The sequence below is a fragment of the Pseudoclavibacter sp. RFBG4 genome, from assembly GCF_002931515.1.
GTDB lineage: Bacteria > Actinomycetota > Actinomycetes > Actinomycetales > Microbacteriaceae > Pseudoclavibacter.
This window is the reverse complement of the sequence record NZ_PSYC01000023.1, coordinates 1-17,123: the sequence shown is the minus strand read 5'-3', so window position 1 is coordinate 17,123 and position 17,123 is coordinate 1. Positions and strand designations below refer to the sequence as shown.

The 17,123-nt window shown below is 69.3% G+C and carries 12 protein-coding genes; 2 read left to right on the top strand and 10 right to left on the bottom strand.

Annotated elements, in window-relative coordinates:
- The 5 genes from C5E10_RS06995 to C5E10_RS06975 all read right to left on the bottom strand — a co-directional run.
- Nucleotides 1-836 (bottom strand): heme ABC transporter ATP-binding protein (locus C5E10_RS06995; protein WP_104331028.1); only part of this gene is annotated, 836 nt, incomplete at its 3' end.
- Nucleotides 833-2,011, bottom strand: coding sequence for a FecCD family ABC transporter permease (locus C5E10_RS06990; protein ID WP_374953489.1), 1,179 nt, complete (start codon nucleotides 2,009-2,011; stop codon nucleotides 833-835). The genes C5E10_RS06995 and C5E10_RS06990, both read right to left, overlap by 4 nt.
- Nucleotides 2,012-2,025: 14 nt before the next feature.
- Entirely contained in the window at nucleotides 2,026-3,255 is a 1,230-nt protein-coding gene (locus C5E10_RS06985; protein ID WP_104331026.1) for a hemin ABC transporter substrate-binding protein, read from the bottom strand.
- A gap of 60 nt (nucleotides 3,256-3,315) precedes the next feature.
- Nucleotides 3,316-4,737, bottom strand: coding sequence for a hypothetical protein (locus C5E10_RS06980; RefSeq protein WP_104331025.1), 1,422 nt, complete (start codon nucleotides 4,735-4,737; stop codon nucleotides 3,316-3,318).
- Nucleotides 4,738-4,883: 146 nt separating this feature from the next.
- Nucleotides 4,884-6,287, bottom strand: coding sequence for an HtaA domain-containing protein (locus tag C5E10_RS06975; RefSeq protein ID WP_104331024.1), 1,404 nt, complete (start codon nucleotides 6,285-6,287; stop codon nucleotides 4,884-4,886).
- Between the two features lie 253 nt (nucleotides 6,288-6,540).
- On the opposite strand from C5E10_RS06975, the gene C5E10_RS06970 reads away from it, so the two are divergent.
- Entirely contained in the window at nucleotides 6,541-10,479 is a 3,939-nt protein-coding gene (locus C5E10_RS06970) for a Pls/PosA family non-ribosomal peptide synthetase (protein ID WP_104331023.1), read from the top strand.
- The gene (locus C5E10_RS06965; RefSeq protein WP_104331022.1) at nucleotides 10,476-11,834 is read left to right on the top strand and encodes a M1 family metallopeptidase; all 1,359 of its coding nucleotides are present in this window, start codon (nucleotides 10,476-10,478) and stop codon (nucleotides 11,832-11,834) included. The genes C5E10_RS06970 and C5E10_RS06965 overlap by 4 nt, the downstream gene beginning before the upstream one ends.
- Here C5E10_RS06965 and C5E10_RS06960 read toward each other — a convergent pair.
- From C5E10_RS06960 to tig, 5 genes are all read right to left on the bottom strand, one after another.
- Nucleotides 11,815-12,420, bottom strand: a complete 606-nt coding sequence (locus tag C5E10_RS06960) for a 4'-phosphopantetheinyl transferase superfamily protein (RefSeq protein WP_104331021.1) — start codon at nucleotides 12,418-12,420, stop codon at nucleotides 11,815-11,817. The genes C5E10_RS06965 and C5E10_RS06960 overlap by 20 nt on opposite strands.
- 131 nt (nucleotides 12,421-12,551) lie before the next feature.
- Nucleotides 12,552-13,829 carry an ATP-dependent Clp protease ATP-binding subunit ClpX gene (gene clpX / locus C5E10_RS06955; RefSeq protein WP_104331020.1) on the bottom strand — a complete coding sequence of 426 codons (1,278 nt, stop codon included), beginning with the start codon at nucleotides 13,827-13,829 and terminating at the stop codon, nucleotides 12,552-12,554.
- 125 nt (nucleotides 13,830-13,954) lie between these two features.
- Entirely contained in the window at nucleotides 13,955-14,626 is a 672-nt protein-coding gene (locus C5E10_RS06950) for an ATP-dependent Clp protease proteolytic subunit (RefSeq protein ID WP_104240771.1), read from the bottom strand.
- 14 nt (nucleotides 14,627-14,640) lie between these two features.
- Nucleotides 14,641-15,255 (bottom strand): ATP-dependent Clp protease proteolytic subunit, encoded by a 615-nt coding sequence (locus C5E10_RS06945; protein WP_104240770.1) that lies wholly within the window; start codon nucleotides 15,253-15,255, stop codon nucleotides 14,641-14,643.
- Between the two features lie 160 nt (nucleotides 15,256-15,415).
- Complete coding sequence (tig, locus tag C5E10_RS06940) at nucleotides 15,416-16,798, bottom strand: trigger factor (RefSeq protein ID WP_104331019.1); 1,383 nt, start codon at nucleotides 16,796-16,798, stop codon at nucleotides 15,416-15,418.
- Between the last annotated feature and the right edge of the window lie 325 nt (nucleotides 16,799-17,123).

The following is a 17,123-nucleotide window of genomic DNA, read 5'->3' as shown; positions in this document are numbered from 1 at the left end:
GGTCGGGAGGGGGCGCGCTTGGGGACGACGATCGGCGACCCGGTGAAGGGGTCTTCGAGGATGTGCACGGGATGCTCGTACACCTGCGAGATGAGCTCAGCCGTGAGCACGTCGGCGGGCGGCCCGTCGGCGACGATGCGGCCGCGGCTGAGGAGCGCGATGCGGTCGGCGTAGGCGGCGGCGAGGTCGAGGTTGTGCACGATGATGACGACGGCGCATCCGGTGCTCGCGTAGCTGCGAACGAGGTCGAGCACCATCTCCTGATGCTTGATGTCCATGGCGGCGGTCGGCTCGTCGAGGAGCATGACCGAGGCGGTCTGGGCGAGCACTCGCGCGAGCGCGGCCCTCGCCCGTTCGCCGCCGGACAGTGACGGGTAGTGGCGGTCTGCGAAGCGGTCGATGTCGGTGCGCCGCATCGCGCCCGCCGTGATGAGGTCGTCGCGGTCGCGCTCGCTGACCTGCTGCCAGGGCGCGCGGCCCATGTCGACGACCTCCTCGACCGAGAACGGGAAGGCGATGTCGACCTGCTGCAGGAGCACCGCGCGGCGCATGGCGAGCTCGGTGTTGGTCCAGGCGTAGCTGGGCAGGCCGTCGATCTCGACGGTGCCGCTGCGCGCGTCCACGTCGGCCGTGATCACGTTGATGAGCGTCGACTTGCCGGCGCCGTTCGGGCCGACGAGGGCGAGCACCTCACCGGCGCGGATGTCGAGGTCGAGTCCCTCGAGCACGGTGCGCTCGCCGAAGTCGACGCTCACGTCGCGCACGGAGAGCACCACGTCTCCTGGCGCCGTGGCGCGCGGCTTGCGGATGGGGTTCCTGAGGATGGATCCGATCACGACCACGCACCGCCCTTGGCCCGGCTGCGCCTGATGAGGTAGAAGAAGAACGGCCCGCCGATGAGCGAGGTGAGCATGCCGATGGGGAGGTCCGCGTATTCGACGAGGGTCCTCGCGCCGAGGTCGGCGATCGTGAGCAGCAGAGCGCCGCCGAGCACTGAGCAGAGCAGCAGCGCCCGGTGGGACGGGCCGATGATCATGCGGATGATGTGCGGCACGACGAGCCCGACGAAGGCGATGATGCCGGCGAAGGCGACGGCGGCCGAGACGAGGAGGGCGACGTAGATCATGACCAGCAGCCGCACGCGCTCGACGTTGACGCCGACGTGGCGGGCCGCTTTCTCGCCGAGCGACAGCAGGTCGAGCTGGCGGCCGATGCCGATGGCGAGGATGCACCCGACGATGATGAGCGGCGCGACGAGCCAGACCTGCTCCCAGCGCGAGCCGTTCATGCTGCCCATCTGCCAGAACACGATCTGCTCGCGCGCCTGCGTGGGAGCGCTGAAGGTGATGAACGCGATGAGGGCACCGCAGACGGCGTTGACGGCGACACCCGTGAGGATGAGTGTGATGACGTCGGTGCGCCGGCCTGAGCGGGACAGCGAGTACACGACGAACGTCGTGATGAGGCCGGCGACGAACGCGAACGTCGGCGTCGTGAAGGGCCCGAGGAACGTGAGGCTGAAGAGGATCGAGAAGCTCGCACCGACTGCTGCGCCGGCCGAGACCCCGACCGAGCCTGGCTCGGCGAGCGGGTTGCCGAAGATGCCCTGCATGAGCGCGCCGGCGACGGCGAGCGCAGCGCCGACGAGCACGGTGAGCACGAGTCGCGGGAAGCGCACCTCCGCGAGCGCGGCAGCCCCGAACTCGTGGCTCGGGCCCGGCAGGGCGTCGATGCCGACCTGGTCGAGGAGGAAGCCGAGCACCTCGAGCGGCGGGATGTAGAGCTGGCCGATCATCGCCGACACGAGGCAGCCCGCGATGAGGAGGATCGTGAGCACGGCTGCGAGCAGCGACGCTCGCGCCTTCTTGGTGCGGGGCGGCGCATCCTTCGGCTCGGCGACCGGATCGGGGCGTCGCCGTGCCCGCTCCTGTGCCCCGTCGAGGAGGCGGCGGCGCTGGGGCTGCTGGGGTGCGGCCGGTGGGCTGGTGTCTGGCGGTGTTGCCGTGCTCACGTGTGCATCTCTCATCATTCGCCCGTTCCGGTGCTGGCGGCGGGGTCCGCTTCTGGCACGTAGGCGAGGTCTGGCGCGTAGATCGCGGTGCCGAGTGCCGCGAGGACGGAGGCGGTGCGGGGGCCGAAGCTCATGACCTCGTAATCGCTCATATCGACGATGCGCTTGTTGGCTCCTGCTGGGGTCTGCCCGATGCCGGGCAGCTGGACGGCCTCGTCGATGCCGCCGACGGAGGCGAGGCCGAGGGTCATGACGATGATCACGTCGGGGGCGGCACGCACGAGCGCTTCCGCGTTCGTCGGCGACATTCCGGCGAAGCCGACCTCGGTCGCGACGTCGCGCGCCCCGATGCTCTGGATGATCGAGTCGGCGCCCGACCCTGCGCCGAACCAGTAGTAGACGCTGCCGCGCAGGTAGAGGAACACTACTCGAGGCTTCTTGTCCGGGTCGGTGGGCGCCATCGTGCCGAGCTGTTGGATGGTCGTGCCGATCTCGGCCTGGGTGCGTTCGGAGAGCTTCTCCCCCAGCGCCGGCACGCCGAGGGCATTCGCCACGAACTGGATCTGGGGGGCCACGCCGTCGACGCCGTCCTCGTAGGCGATGGGCACCATGACGACGGGGATGCCCGCCTGCCGCAGCTGCAGCTGCACGTCGTACGGCCCGATGGAGGCGTCGGTCACGACCACGGTCGGGGCGAGCTGCAGGATCGACTCGGCGTTGAGCTCGTGCCCGTTCTGCGTGACGAGCGGCAGTTGCTGGTTGCCGGGCATGAGCTTCGTGATGTCGGTGGCGGTGTCGCGCCCGATGAGGTTGCAGCCGAAGCCGAGGCCGATGACGGCTGCGGCGAGGCCGCCGTTCTGGTTGATGGCGAGGATGCGCGTCGTGTCGGTCACAGTCGTCGCGGCGCCGTCGGAGCTCGTGAACGTCGTCGGCAGCTGCTGCACGGCGGTGGCCGCGTCGGTGACGGGGTTGATCGCCGCGGTCTGCGTGTAGGCGGTGGTCGGGCCGGTGATGCTGCGCGGCTCCGGCAGCTCCGCGGAGGTGACCTGCGGGAGCACGGGGGCCACGGGGTCGGCCTGCACGGGCTGCGAGACGCACTGCTCGTTGCCTGCGCCGTTTGCGGTGCCGATGTTGTGGAACCCGTTGACCCAGAGCACCGAGACGACGACGACGGCGAGCGCTGCCCAGCCGGTGCGACGGATCGTCGAGCGGCGGAAGCGGCGGAGCGTGCGTGGCAGTGGCATGGGTTCCTCGGTCGTGTGTGATCAGTTCGTGGATGCGCGTGGATGCGCGCTCTGCTCGGCTCAGCCGGCGCGCCCCCTGCGGCGGAGCAGCAGGATGATGCCGGCGGTCAGCGCGAGGGCGCCGATGCCGAGGGCGAGGGCGAGCGTCTCGGTGCCGGTGCTCGCGAGCCCCGCGCCTCCGCCCGCCGGAACGGTCGCCGGAACGGTCGTCGGCACTGCGGCGCTCGTCGGTGCGCTCGTCGGCGTGCCGGTCGGTGTGCTCGTCGAGGTGGGCGCGACCGTCGGCGCCGGGATGGTCACCTCGACGATGCCCGACGGGGCGGTGGGAGCCGGCTCCGCGACGGCGGGCGTCGGGCTCCAGAGGCCGGTGGCCAGGGCGAGGGCGATCCCGGCGATGACCGCGAGCGCCGCGCCTCCCGCTGGACCCCCAGCCCGGGGAGGAGCGAGCCGCTCTGCCCCCGGCGCCGCCTCGGAGCCGTAGCCGGCCATGAGGAGATCGAGCCGACGGCGACGCCAGAACCAGAAGATGATGCCAGCCGCGGCGAGCAGCAGCAGGACGACGAGGATCACGAGCGACCAGGGCAGAGCGAACGCCGAGAGGTCGGCCGTGACGGCGACGGGCACGTCCGTGAAGGCTCCGACGGGCTGCAGGTACACGGTGAGGGCACCGGTGAGCGGACCGATGGCGCCCGTCGTGATCTCGCGCGTGATCGTGACCGCCGATCCGGGGAGCAGCTCGGGGATCTCGCCGCCGGTCATCGCGACTCCGGCGGCCCCGCCGATGCCGCTCAGGCGCAGATCCTCGAGCGACGAGAGCCGCACGTTGCCGGTGTTCACGAGCTCGTAGCTGACGGTGGTGGTGCCGCCGCCGAAGGGGTTGACGCCAGCGGCACCCCAGTCGGTCGCGAGGCTGCGGATCTCGGCGGTTGGCGCGAGCTCTCCGCTCACGCGCATGTCGATGCGCAGCCCGAGGCGCCGCTCGACCTTGACCTGGTCGGTGGAGTCGCCGGGGAGGAGTGAGGCGACGATCGCGGCGGAGTGGTCGCCTGGCGTCGCATCCGCCGGCACCGTGAGGGTGAACGGCACGTCGATGCTCGCCCCCGGCTCGAGGGAGACCGAGCCTGTACCGGGGGCGACCCAGGTGCCCGCATCCACCGACGGCTCCCCGTTCTCGAGGATGTCGACGGCGCCCGTCGCGGTCGTGAACGCGTCGGCCGCGTAGATCGTGAGCTCGAGCGCGCCTGGCCCGGTGTTGGTCACGGTCATGGAGTCTGCGATGACGTCGCCCGGGTTGACGTCGTAGGTGAAGTTGGGTCGCCCAGAGCCTCGGTCGCCGTCGACCGTGTCGATGCTCCATGCGGGCGGCTGCGTCGTGTCGGCCCGCGCCGCGGTCGGCGCGAGGAACGACAGCAGCGCCAGCAGCGAGGTCGTGAGAACGACGGATGCTGTGGCGCGAGTGCGGAGACGGATGGGGAGAGCCATGTGGTCCCTTACGTGGGGCCCTCGCGGCGGGGCCGCGGCGGAGCGAGCGAGCGATGCGGAGGAGCGGAGTGCTGCGAGGGCCGATGCCCGTGCAGCGGGGTGCGAGTGCGCGGGAGCCTGGTGGGCTCCCGCGCACTCCTCGGCACCTAGGAGATGGCCGAGATGGTGAGCGTGGCGGAGTACGCGCCCTGCTGCGTTGTGGTGGGGACCGTCAGCGTGAGGTCCGCACCGAGCGTTGCGCTCGCGGCGGCGTTCGACGTCGCGAGGAGCTGCGCCGTGTTGAGGCCCGTAGCCGCCGAGCCAGCGGTCACGTTCGCGGCGTTGCCCGCGATGAGCTCAGGAGCCCAGCCGAGGTTCGCAGCCGAGATCGAGTCGGTGCCGTTGCTGAAGTCGCTCGACTGGCCGGAGACCGTCCAGCCGTAGGACGCGGTGCCGCCGGCACGCGTGTCCGTGACCGCGACGTCGCTGATCGAGCCGTTGGCGACGAAGGTGTCACCGGTCTGGACCGCGGTGCCGAGGTCGGCGCCGTTCTGGTCAGCCCAGGCCCACGAGAAGGAACCCGTCTCGGGGTCGACCGGCGTCACTGCGGCTTCGGGGATGACAACCTCCACGTTGCCGTCCGGCGTGCCGGGAACCTCGGGTGCTGCGATCTCCGCGTAGCTCGCGGAGAAGCCCTTCGCGACCTTCTTCGGGTCAGCCGCGCCACCAGAGGAGTACCAGTACGACGACTGGCCCGTCTTGGCGTTGAAGTCGACGAGCGACTGCGGGAAGGAGCCCCACGTCGCGGCCGTGGTGTTCTGCGGCGATCCGGCCGTGGTGACCTCGACGCCCAGGTAGTCGGGCGTCGAGACCTCGATGCCCGTCGCGGTGACGTCGACGCCGTCGAACGTCGCGAGGTCGATCGTCTCTGGTGCGATCGGGACCCACTGCGACATGTCCTCCATCGACGTGCCGTATCCGGAGGCGGTGCCCGTGAGCGTTCCGACTCCGTTCACGACGTCGAGCACTGGGTCGGAGACCGTCCAGTACGTCAGGCCGCCGTAGAAGACGATCGTGAAGTCACCGTCCCACGAGATGGTGCCGGTGTCGGTTGCGGGGTTGACGGTTCCAGCGCCAGCCGCGAAGTTGACTCGGTTGTTGGTCGTCGAAGCGGGTGATGGGGAGACGGCCGCGCCTGCCGCGTTCTGGCACTTGGTGCCCCAGGTGGGGGCGATCTGCTCGCCGGCTGCGTTCGGCTTCGTGATGGTCACGTTGCCCTCCGCAGCCCTGTAGAAGCCGTCGGCTTCGGTCCAGAGACGGGAGGATCCCGTGTCGCCTGCCGTACCGGCGACGAGGAAGTTGCAGCCGCCGAAGTAGGCGCCGCCGCCGGTCTCGTCGTTGAGCTGCCACGAGAACGAGACGTTCTCGACGGTTGCGTCGCCTTCTGCGGCTGACGCTGGTGCCGCGCCGAGGCCGAGGCCTGCCGCGATGAGGCCTGCCGCGGCGAGTGTCGCGCCACCGCGAGCCAGCACAGACGACCGACCAGCCGTCCGTTCTTGCACTGCTGTCATGAGTTCTCCTGAGTAGAAGTCACGGCCCCCCGACACGCGCGCAGATGCGCGGCGAGTGCCGTGTACCGAAAGCCCTACGCTTGGGCGCCACCCGGTGGAACCGGTTAGGTAACGCTAAGTAAGGCAAGGGTTGCCTTACGGGAGATTTTCAGGTTCGACAATGGAGCACGATGTTCCGGACACGAATTCACCCCTGAACCACACGCGCCCCGTCGGCAACCACCGCGTTACCTTGGCCCGGTAGCGTTGCTCCGTGCAATCCCCCCTGGACCGATCCGCGGCAGCGCCCACGCCCCGCACGCTCATCGACGTGCTCACGGCCACGGCCACCGCGCATCCCGACGCCATCGCGATCGACGATGGCGACGCCCCGCTCAGCTACCAGGACCTGAGCGCCTACGTCGCGCAGACCGCGAAGCGGCTACAGGATGCGGGAGTGCGGCGAGGAGACAAGGTGGGTGTGCGCCTCGTCTCGGGCACCCGAGAGCTGTACATCGCGATCCTCTCCGTCATCGCAGCCGGTGCCGCGTATGTGCCCGTCGACGTCGATGACCCCGACGAGCGCGCCGTGCTCGTGTTCGGCGAGGCCAAGGTGCGAGGCACCATCCAGGGCGACGGGGAGTTCGTGCTGGCAGCCGACGGCGAAGCGAGCCCTCACCCAGCCGTTCCCCTGTTCGACGAAGGCGCACCGCATCCGGAGAGCACGAGCCTCGCCGACCTCGAGGGCCCCCACCTCGACGACGACACCTGGGTCATCTTCACCTCGGGCTCGACCGGTGTGCCCAAGGGCGTCGCGGTCTCCCACCGCTCCGCCGCCGCGTTCGTCGACGCCGAGGCGAAACTGTTCCTGCAGCACGACCCCATCGGGCCGGGCGACCGCGTACTCGCCGGCCTCTCCGTCGCCTTCGACGCGTCCTGCGAGGAGATGTGGCTCGCCTGGCGCTACGGCGCCTGCCTCGTGCCGGCCCCGCGATCACTCGTGCGATCCGGCGAGGACCTCGGCCCCTGGCTCCTCAGGCACCAGATCTCGGTCGTCTCCACCGTGCCGACCCTCGCGGCGCTCTGGCCCAGCGAGACGATCGAGCAGGTCAGACTGCTCATCTTCGGCGGTGAAGCCTGCCCGCTGGAGCTCACGCAGCGCCTCGTCGGCGAAGGCCGCGAGGTCTGGAACACCTACGGACCAACCGAGGCCACCGTCGTCGCCTGCGCCGCCCTCCTCGACGGCAGCGCCCCCATCCGCATCGGCCTGCCGCTCGATGGCTGGGAGCTCGCCGTCGTCGACACTGACGGCAAGCGCGTCGCGGAAGGCGAATCCGGCGAGCTGATCATCGGCGGCGTCGGGCTCGCCCGCTACCTCGACCCAGCCAAGGACGCCGAGAAATACGCCCCGATGGAGAGCCTCGGCTGGGATCGCGCGTACCGCTCGGGTGACCTCGTCAAGTTCGAGGAAGCCGGCCTCGTGTTCCTCGGGCGTGCCGACGACCAGGTCAAGATCGGCGGCCGACGCATCGAGCTCGGCGAGGTGGAGGCAGCCCTCCAGGCCGTCACCGGAGTCACCGGCTCGGCCGTCGCCGTCCGCACGACCTCCGCCGGCGTCTCGATCCTCGTCGGCTACATCGTCACCGGCGCGGGCTACGAACGGCAGCTCGCGCGCGCAGAACTCAGCGAGCAGCTCCCGAAGGCCCTCGTCCCGCTCCTCGCGGAGGTCGACTCCCTCCCGACCCGCACCTCCGGCAAGGTCGACAAGAACGCCCTGCCCTGGCCGCTGCCAGGCGCCGATGACGTCTCCGGCGACCTCGACGGGCACGTCGCCTGGCTCGCCGAGCAATGGCAGGCCGTGCTCGGATTGCCCGTCGGCAGCGAAGACGCCGACTTCTTCGACCTCGGCGGCGGATCCCTCTCGGCCGCCCAGCTCGTCACCCGAGTGCGCTCGCGCGTGCCCGAGTTCACGGTCGCCGACGTCTACGACCACCCCCGCCTCGGTGCCATGACCGAGTCCATCAGCGAAGCGCTCGACGACGAGGACGACGTCATCGCCTCGTTCAGCACGCCCGGCCCCACGCCGCTCTCGGCGCGCATCCTGCAGATCGTCGCTGGTCTGCCCCTGCACATCCTGGCCGGCGCGCGCTGGGTCACCTACCTGCTCGCGGCGAGCGCGCTCCTGCAGCTCCTCCCCGGCTTCGAGGTGCTGCCGGATGCGCCGCTCTGGCTCATCGTCGTCCTGCTGATCGTCTTCGTGACCCCGTTCGGGAAGATGGCGATCTCGGTCGCCGCTGCGCGCATCCTTCTCTTCCGGCTCAGACCCGGCGACTACCGACGCGGTGGCGCGACGCACATGCGCCTGTGGCTCGCCGAGCAGGTGGCCACGCAGATCGACGCCGTCGGCCTCGCAGGCGCTCCGTGGGTCGTCTACTACGCTCGCGCCCTCGGCGCCAAGGTCGGCAACAACGTCGACCTGCACTCGCTGCCGCCCGTCACCGGCATGCTGCAGCTCGGAGACGGCGCAGCCATCGAGCCGGAAGTCGACCTCACCGGCTACTGGATCGACGGCAACCTCGTGCGCATCGGCGGCATCCGCATCGGCGCAGGGGCGACCGTCGGCGCCCGAAGCACCCTCGCCCCCGGCACCAAGATCGGGCAGGGCGCCGAAGTCGCCCCGGGGTCAGCGGTCTTCGGCAGGGTCCGCTCGGGCAAGAGCTGGGCAGGCTCCCCCGCGGTGCGCGTCGGCAAGGTACGCGCGAGCGACTGGCCGGCGGCCCGTCCACCGCAGCCCGCCGGCTGGGCGGTCGTCTACGCCATCGCCTCCGCCGCCCTCGCACTGCTCCCCCTGTTCGCGTTCGCCGTCGGCGGCCTCGTCATCGCCGCCGGGATGCGCGGGGCCGGGACGCTCGGCGAGGCGACCCTCTCCGCGTTCGCCTGGCTCGCCCCCGCCGTCATCGCGGCCGGCATCACCTTCGCCGGCCTCGTCGTGCTCTTCGTACGCCTCCTCTCGATCGGGCTGAGGGAAGGCACCCACCCGGTGCGCTCGAGGATCGCCTGGCAGGCCTGGTGCATCGAGCGCCTCCTCGACGCGGCCCGTACCACCCTCTTCCCGTTCTACGCGAGCCTCTTCACCCCCGTCTGGCTGCGGATGCTCGGCGCGAAGGTCGGGCGCGACGTCGAGGCCTCGACCGTGCTCCTGCTCCCCTCCATGACGCAGATCGACGACGGCGCGTTCCTTGCCGACGACACCATGGTGGCGTCCTACGAGCTGCACAACGGATGGATGCGCATCGAGCGAGCGCGCATCGGCGCGCGCGCGTTCCTCGGCAACTCCGGGATGGCCGCCGCCGGGCACTCCGTCCCCCGCGACGGCCTCGTCGCCGTCCTCTCCGCCGCCCCGGCGAAGGCCAAGCCCGGCTCGTCCTGGCTCGGTTCCCCGCCCGTCCGCCTCCGCCGTGTCGCGGTCGACGGAGACGAGACGCGCACCTACAACCCGCCAAGGGCGCTGCGTGTCGCGCGTGCCCTCTGGGAGCTGTGCCGCATCGTGCCCGTCATCGTCACCTGCGGGCTGGGCCTCGGCGTCCTCCTTGGGCTCGCAGCCATCGAGACCGCCGTCGGCGTCGCCTGGAGCATCGTGCTCTCCGGATTCGTCCTCCTGGGTGCCGCCGCAGCATCCGCCCTCATCTCGACCATCGCCAAATGGGTCATCGTCGGTCGCATCCGCGTCTCCGAGCAGCCCCTCTGGTCGAGCTTCGTGTGGCGCACCGAGGTCGCCGACACCTTCGTCGAGATGGTCGCGGCGCCCTGGTTCGCGCGCGGAGCTGCAGGAACGCCGGCACTCGCGATGTGGCTGCGCTCACTGGGAGCGAAGATCGGCAAGGGCGTCTGGTGCGACTCGTACTGGCTGCCGGAGGCCGATCTCGTCACACTCGGGGACGGAGCCACCGTCAACCGGGGATGCGTCGTCCAGACTCACCTGTTCCATGATCGAATAATGAGCATGGACACCGTCACCCTCGAAGCAGGCGCAACGCTGGGACCACACAGCGTGATCCTCCCCGCCGCCACCATCGGCGCTCACGCCACCGTCGGGCCCGCCTCGCTCGTCATGCGAGGCGAGTCGGTACCCGTCGGCAGCCGCTGGAGCGGCAACCCGATCGGCCCCTGGCGGGCCCTGAAGCTGCGTGCCTACCAGTCGAAGGCTTCATGATCCTCGCGACGAGCGCAGAGCCGCTGCCAGGCAATCCGTACACGCCGCAGAGCGGCGACGTCAGCATCCGCGTCGAGCACTACGACCTGGCGCTCAAGTACCGGATGCAGAACAACCGCCTCTCGGGAACGGCGACGCTCAGCATCCGCACGGCGGTGCCGCTGACCGCGTTCTCCCTCGACCTCGTGGGGCTCCGCGCGAGCAAGGTCAACGTGCGCGGCGACAAGCAGGCCCGCTTCAAGCAGAGCGACCGCAAGCTGAAGGTCACGCTCTCGAAGCGGGTCGAGGCCGGCGACGCGATCACGGTCGAGATCATCTACGAGGGCGCGCCCCGGCCGCGCCGCTCCCGCTGGGGAGTCATCGGCTGGGAGGAGCTGGAGGACGGCATCATCGTCGCCTCGCAGCCGACGGGAGCCCCGACCTGGTTCCCCTGCAACGACCACCCCGCCGACAAGGCCAGCTACCGCATCCAGGTCGCCGTCGACAGCAACTACGACGTCGTCGCCACCGGGACCCTGAGCTCGAGACGCGCCTCAGGCGGGCTCACGACCTGGGTGTACGAGGAAGCGGCCCCCACCGCCAGCTACCTCGTGACCCTCCAGATCGGCCGCTACCAGCGCGAGGACGTGCAGCTCGCGGGAGTGGCGGGCCACCTCCACTACCCCCCTTCGCTCGCACGACGCGTCGGCACCGACTTCGCCGACCTCGCGAAGATGATGGCGACCTTCGAGCTAACGTTCGGCCCCTACCCGTTCGACACGTACGCCGTCATCGTCACGGCCGACGACCTCGAGATCCCCCTCGAAGCACAGGGCATGGCCATCTTCGGCGCCAATCAGATCGACGGCGCGCGCGGCCAGGAGCGCCTCGTCGCGCACGAGCTCGCGCACCAGTGGTTCGGCAACAGCGTCGGTGTCGCGGGCTGGCAGCACATCTGGCTCAACGAGGGCTTCGCCTGCTACGCCGAGTGGATCTGGTCAGAGGCGAGCGGCGGACCGAGCGCCGACAGCCTGGCTCGGGGCGCCCGGGCATCCCTGGCGAAGCTTCCCCAGGACCTGGTGCTCGGAGATCCGGGCGCCGAGGACATGTTCGACGACCGCGTGTACAAGCGCGGAGCGCTCACCATGCACGCCCTGCGGCTCACGGTCGGCGATTCTGCGTTCTTCGAGATCCTCACGAGCTGGACTCAGGTGAAGCGCTTCTCGGTCGCCTCGACGGCGGAGTTCCTCGAGCATGCGGCGTCGCTGGCTCCGGATGCTCCGCTCCAGGAGCTGTTCGACGCCTGGCTCTATCAGCTCACGCTCCCCGATCTCCCTCCGCCTCCTGCAGCGAAGGTCACTCGCCGCTGGCGGTAGCGGTAGCCGTCGCGACGGCAACCACGAATCGACCGTCGACGAGCGTCCGGCGGATGCGGTAGCGCGCATCCTCGTCCCTGATGCGCGCCAGGCCGTCCTCGCCGAGCTGCACCTCGCTCGGGTCGACCCGGAGCCCGCGACCGTCGGCCTTGAGGACCGCTTCGACTGCCGTCCAGCGTTCGAGCTCTGCCACGGCGCCGGCACCCGCCTCGAGGTCAGACTCCTCGACGTCGAGCCCGAGGGCCGAGACACGGTCGCTGTCGGCGAGCGCGAGGAAGACGGCGCTGCCAGCGTAGGAGATGCTCAGGAGGATCGCCTGCTCGCGCAGGCGGGGCTTCCCGTGCTCGGCGGAGCCGCAGTGCCCACACGATGCCTCGAGGCGGGGTGCGGGGTCGTCGAGGGCCGCGCTGACCAGCAGCCGCGCGGCAAGGAAGGCATCCGCGCGGGCATCGTTCAGGTGAGCGAGGCGCTTCCGGTCATCCGCGGAGAGCACCCCAAGCGCCTGCCGGCGCTGGCGGGGGCTCAGGCTCGTCGCGTCTGCACTGAGGAGCCTCGTGCTGCCGAGTCGCAGCTCAGCGAAGTCCACCTGACACCTCGGATCGAGGGCGACCCGGGAGCGCGGTTCCCTGCGAACAGCGGAAGCCCCACGTGCGTGTGCACGCGGGGCTTCCGCTGAGACGCGACAAAGCGCTGCCGTCCTCGATCAACCGGGGACGGTTACGCCGACTTCTCGGCGCGCAGCTCCGGCCGCGGGATGATCGTCGGCGCCGCGTTCTTGAGCACGACGTCGCGAGTGATCTCGACACGACTCGCGTCGTCGAGGGACGGAACGTCGAACATGACCGGCCCGAGCGTCTCCTCGAGGATGGCGCGAAGGCCACGAGCGCCCGTCTGCCGCAGCACGGCGAGGTCGGCGATCTCCTCGAGCGCGCCCTCGTCGAAGACGAGTTCGACGCCGTCGAGCTCGAACATCTTCTGGTACTGCTTCACGAGCGCGTTGCGCGGCTGCGTGAGGATGTCGATGAGTGCTCCACGGTCGAGCGGCGACACCGTCGTGATGACGGGAAGACGACCGATGAACTCCGGGATGAGCCCGAACTTGTGGAGGTCTTCCGGCAGCACCTCGCTGTAGAGGTCGCGTTCGTCGTTCTTCGAGTGCAAGGGGGCGCCGAAGCCGATGCCCTTCTTGCCGGCACGCTGCGAGACGATCTCCTCGAGCCCGGCGAACGCCCCTGCAACGATGAACAGCACGTTGGTGGTGTCGATCTGGATGAACTCCTGCTGCGGGTGCTTGCGGCCACCCTGCGGCGGAACCGAGGCGACCGTGCCCTCGAGGATCTTCAGCAGCGCCTGCTGCACGCCCTCGCCGGAGACGTCGCGCGTGATGGACGGGTTCTCCGCCTTGCGCGCGATCTTGTCGATCTCGTCGATGTAGATGATGCCCGTCTCGGCGCGCTTCACATCGAAGTCGGCGGCCTGGAGGAGCTTCAGGAGGATGTTCTCGACGTCTTCGCCGACGTAGCCGGCCTCGGTGAGCGCCGTGGCGTCAGCGACCGCGAACGGCACGTTGAGGCGCTTCGCGAGCGACTGCGCCAGGTAGGTCTTCCCGCACCCGGTCGGGCCGATGAGCATGATGTTGCTCTTCGAGATCTCCACCTCGTCGACGCGGTCTTCGGCCGAGGTGATCTGGCCGAGCGCGCGAACTCGCTTGTAGTGGTTGTAGACCGCGACGGCGAGTGCCTTCTTCGCGGGCTCCTGACCGATGACGTACTCCTCGAGGAACGCGAAGATCTCGCGCGGCTTCGGGAGCTCGAAGTCCTTGACCTCGCTGGTCTCGGAATCGGCCATGCGCTCTTCGATGATCTCGTTGCACAGCTCGACGCATTCGTCGCAGATGTACACACCAGGACCAGCGATGAGCTGCTTGACCTGCTTCTGGCTCTTGGCGCAGAACGAGCATTTCAGCAGCTCGCTGCTTTCACCGATACGTGCCATGAGGACCTCCTTCGCGGTCTGCCAAGACTAACCCGAACCGCCGACATTGCCCGGATGGCCGCGCCAGGGGCACTCCCCCGGCGCGGCCATGGACATTGCAGCGTGTTCGAGTCGGTCGGATCGAACTAGTCGATGATGACCGGCTCGGCGCCCTTGCGGCTCGTGAGCACCTGGTCGATGAGGCCGTACTCGAGGGCCTCGGCGGCCGACAGGATCTTGTCGCGCTCGATGTCGCGGTTGACCTTGTCGAGCGACGTGCCGGAGTGACGCGCCAGCGCCTCTTCGAGCCACGTGCGCATCCGCAGCACTTCCTGCGCCTGGATCTCGATGTCCGACGCCTGCCCCTGGCCGGCACCGCCGGTGGAGGGCTGGTGGATGAGCACGCGAGCGTTCGGCAGAGCCAGGCGCTTGCCTGGCTGTCCGGCCGCGAGCAGCACGGCAGCCGCCGAAGCCGCCTGGCCGAGGCACACCGTGGAGACCTCTGGGCGGATGTACTGCATGGTGTCGTAGATCGCCGTCATGGCCGTGAACGAGCCACCGGGCGAGTTGATGTACAGCGTGATGTCGCGGTCCGGGTCCTGGCTCTCGAGCACGAGGAGCTGGGCCATGATGTCGTCTGCCGACGCGTCATCGACCTGCACGCCGAGGAAGATGATGCGGTCCTCGAAGAGCTTCGCGTACGGGTCCTGGCGCTTGTAGCCGTAGGCCGTGCGCTCCTCGAACGTCGGCAGGATGTACCGCGACGACGGGGTCTGGACGCCTGCCGGCGAGCCGCCGGTCAGAAATGGGGTGTTCATATGCTCTGGCTTCCTTACTCTGCCGACTCGGACGTGGACTCGGCGTCGCGCTTGGTGCCGCCGCCGCCCGTGACCTCGGTTGCCGAGGAACGGATGTGGTCGACGAATCCGTAGGCCAGCGCCTCGTCGGCGTTGAACCAGCGGTCGCGGTCGCCATCCTCGTTGATCTGCTCGAGGCTCTTGCCCGTGCGCTGCGCCGTGATCGACGCGAGGCGAGCCTTCATGTCGAGGATCAGCTGCGCCTGGGTCTGGATGTCGCTCGCCGTGCCGCCGAATCCGCCGTGCGGCTGGTGCAGCAGCACTCGCGCATTCGGCGTGATGTAGCGCTTGCCCGGCGCACCTGCGGTCAGCAGGAGCTGGCCCATCGATGCCGCCATGCCGATTCCCACGGTCACGATGTCGTTCGGCACGAACTCCATCGTGTCGAAGATCGCCATACCGGCGGTGATCGATCCACCCGGCGAGTTGATGTAGAGGTAGATGTCTCGCTCAGGATCCTCTGCAGCAAGCAGCAGGATCTTGGCGCAGATCTCGTTCGCGTTCTCGTCGCGCACCTCGGACCCGAGCCAGATGATGCGGTCTTTCAAAAGCCTGTCGAAGACGCTGTTCGGCAGTTGAATATCAGCCACGGTCGCTCCATTTCCCTAACGGTCGTCACCGAATCTAGTGGAGCCACGAGGCCAGCGCTGGCCTGTTCGCCCACGGCACACGGTGCCTGGCAAAGGGCAGGGGATGCACGAAGCGCCGCCGGCGTGATGCCGGCGGCGCTTCGCGAGGTGGGGCGGGAGGCTACTTGGCCTCGTCGTCCTTCGCTTCGTCGGCGGCGACCTCGTCGGACTCGACGCCGTCAGCCGATTCCTCGGCCTCCGCTGCTGCTGCCTTGTCCTTGGCGCGCTGCACGGCGACCGTGAACTCGGAGATGTCGACGGCTTCGCCGTTGGTGTCGACGACCTCGGCCTTGTCGAGGACGAAGAGGATCGCCTTCGAGCGTGCGACCTCGCCGATCATGCCGGGGAGCTGGTTGTTCTCCTGCAGCACGCCGATGAACTCCTGCGGAGCCATGCCATACTGGGCTGCCGACTGGATGAGGAACTGCGTGAGCTCGTCCTGCTCGACCTCGACGCCCTCAGCCTTGATGACCTCGTCGAGGAGCACCTGCTGGCGGAACGACTTCTCGGCGTTGGCACGGACCTCGACGCCGTGCTCGTCGTCGGGCTGGAGGCCCTCCTGCTCGAGGTGGCGCGTGACCTCGTCGTTGATGAGCGTCTCGGGCAGCGGGATCTCGACGAGCTCGAGGAGCTGCTCGACGATCTTCTCGCGGGCCGCGTCGACCTGAGCGAACGTCTTCTTGCTCTTGGCCTGCGTCTCGAGGTCTGCGCGGAGCTCCTCGATGGTGTCGAACTCGCTCGCGATCTGCGCGAACTCGTCGTCGATCTCGGGCAGCTCGCGGTCCTTGACGGACTGCACCGTGACGGTGATCTCCGCTTCCTTGCCCTCGTGCTCGCCGCCGAGCAGCGTGGAGCGGAAGGTGGTCTCCTCGCCTGCGGTGAGCGTGAGGAGTGCCTCGTCGGTGCCCTCGAGGAGCTGGCCGGAGCCGAGCTCGTAGGAGATTCCCTCGGCTTCGTCGACCTTGTCGCCGTCGACCGTGGCGATGAGGTCGAGCGTCACGAAGTCGCCGTCCTCGATCGGGCGGTCTGCCGTGACGAGTGTGCCGAAGCGCTTGCGGAGCTCTTCGAGCTCCTCATCGACGTCAGCCGCGTCGACGACTGCAGCCTCGACCTCGACCTTGATGCCGTCATACGAAGGGAGCTCGATGGACGGACGCGAGTCGACCTCGACCTCGACGACGAGGTCGCCGGAGAAGTCGGCGACGTTCGGGGTCTCGACGACGTCGGCCTTCGGGCGTCCGAGCGGCTGCACGTCCGACTCCGAGACGGCCTGGTTGAAGAAGACGTCGAGTCCGTCGGAGATCGCCTGGTCGAGGACCGCGGCGCGACCGACGCGCTGGTCGATGATCGGCGTCGGAACCTTGCCGCGGCGGAAGCCGGGGACCTGGATCTGCTCTGCGATGGTGCGGTAGGCCGAGTCGACGTATGGCTTGAGTTCAGCCGGTTCTACGTTGATCGTCAGCTTGACGCGGGTCGGGTTGATCTGTTCGACCGAGGTCTTCACGTGGGGCATCTCCTGAGATACGTGGGGTGACTGCGCGGATTCGCGCGTGGAGCGGGGTGCGACTGCACGCCGCGCACCACCCAGATGGGCGTATCGCCGCACTGATGCGGCTGCGGACAGCCTACGGCACCCACAAACGACAGCACTCTACCGGCAATCAGGATCGTCGTGGGCGTGCAGGCACAATGCGCGCCCTCGTCCGCGCGCGAGAAGTCAGCCAGAAGCAGGCCGGCGAACGCGGGAACCTGCTTCTCGCTGCCTCTTCGGCCGGGAGGGACCAGCAAAGGAGGGGTGAGGGGAAGGCGGGCAGGAAGGCCAGCCGGAC

Coding starts and splice junctions, on each gene's coding strand:
- C5E10_RS06980 (WP_104331025.1), bottom strand. CDS start 4,737: ATGGCTCTCCCCATCCGTCTCCGCACTCGCGCCACAGCATCCGTCGTT.
- C5E10_RS06965 (WP_104331022.1), top strand. CDS start 10,476: ATGATCCTCGCGACGAGCGCAGAGCCGCTGCCAGGCAATCCGTACACG.
- C5E10_RS06975 (WP_104331024.1), bottom strand. CDS start 6,287: ATGACAGCAGTGCAAGAACGGACGGCTGGTCGGTCGTCTGTGCTGGCT.
- C5E10_RS06985 (WP_104331026.1), bottom strand. CDS start 3,255: ATGCCACTGCCACGCACGCTCCGCCGCTTCCGCCGCTCGACGATCCGT.
- clpX (WP_104331020.1), bottom strand. CDS start 13,829: ATGGCACGTATCGGTGAAAGCAGCGAGCTGCTGAAATGCTCGTTCTGC.
- C5E10_RS06950 (WP_104240771.1), bottom strand. CDS start 14,626: ATGAACACCCCATTTCTGACCGGCGGCTCGCCGGCAGGCGTCCAGACC.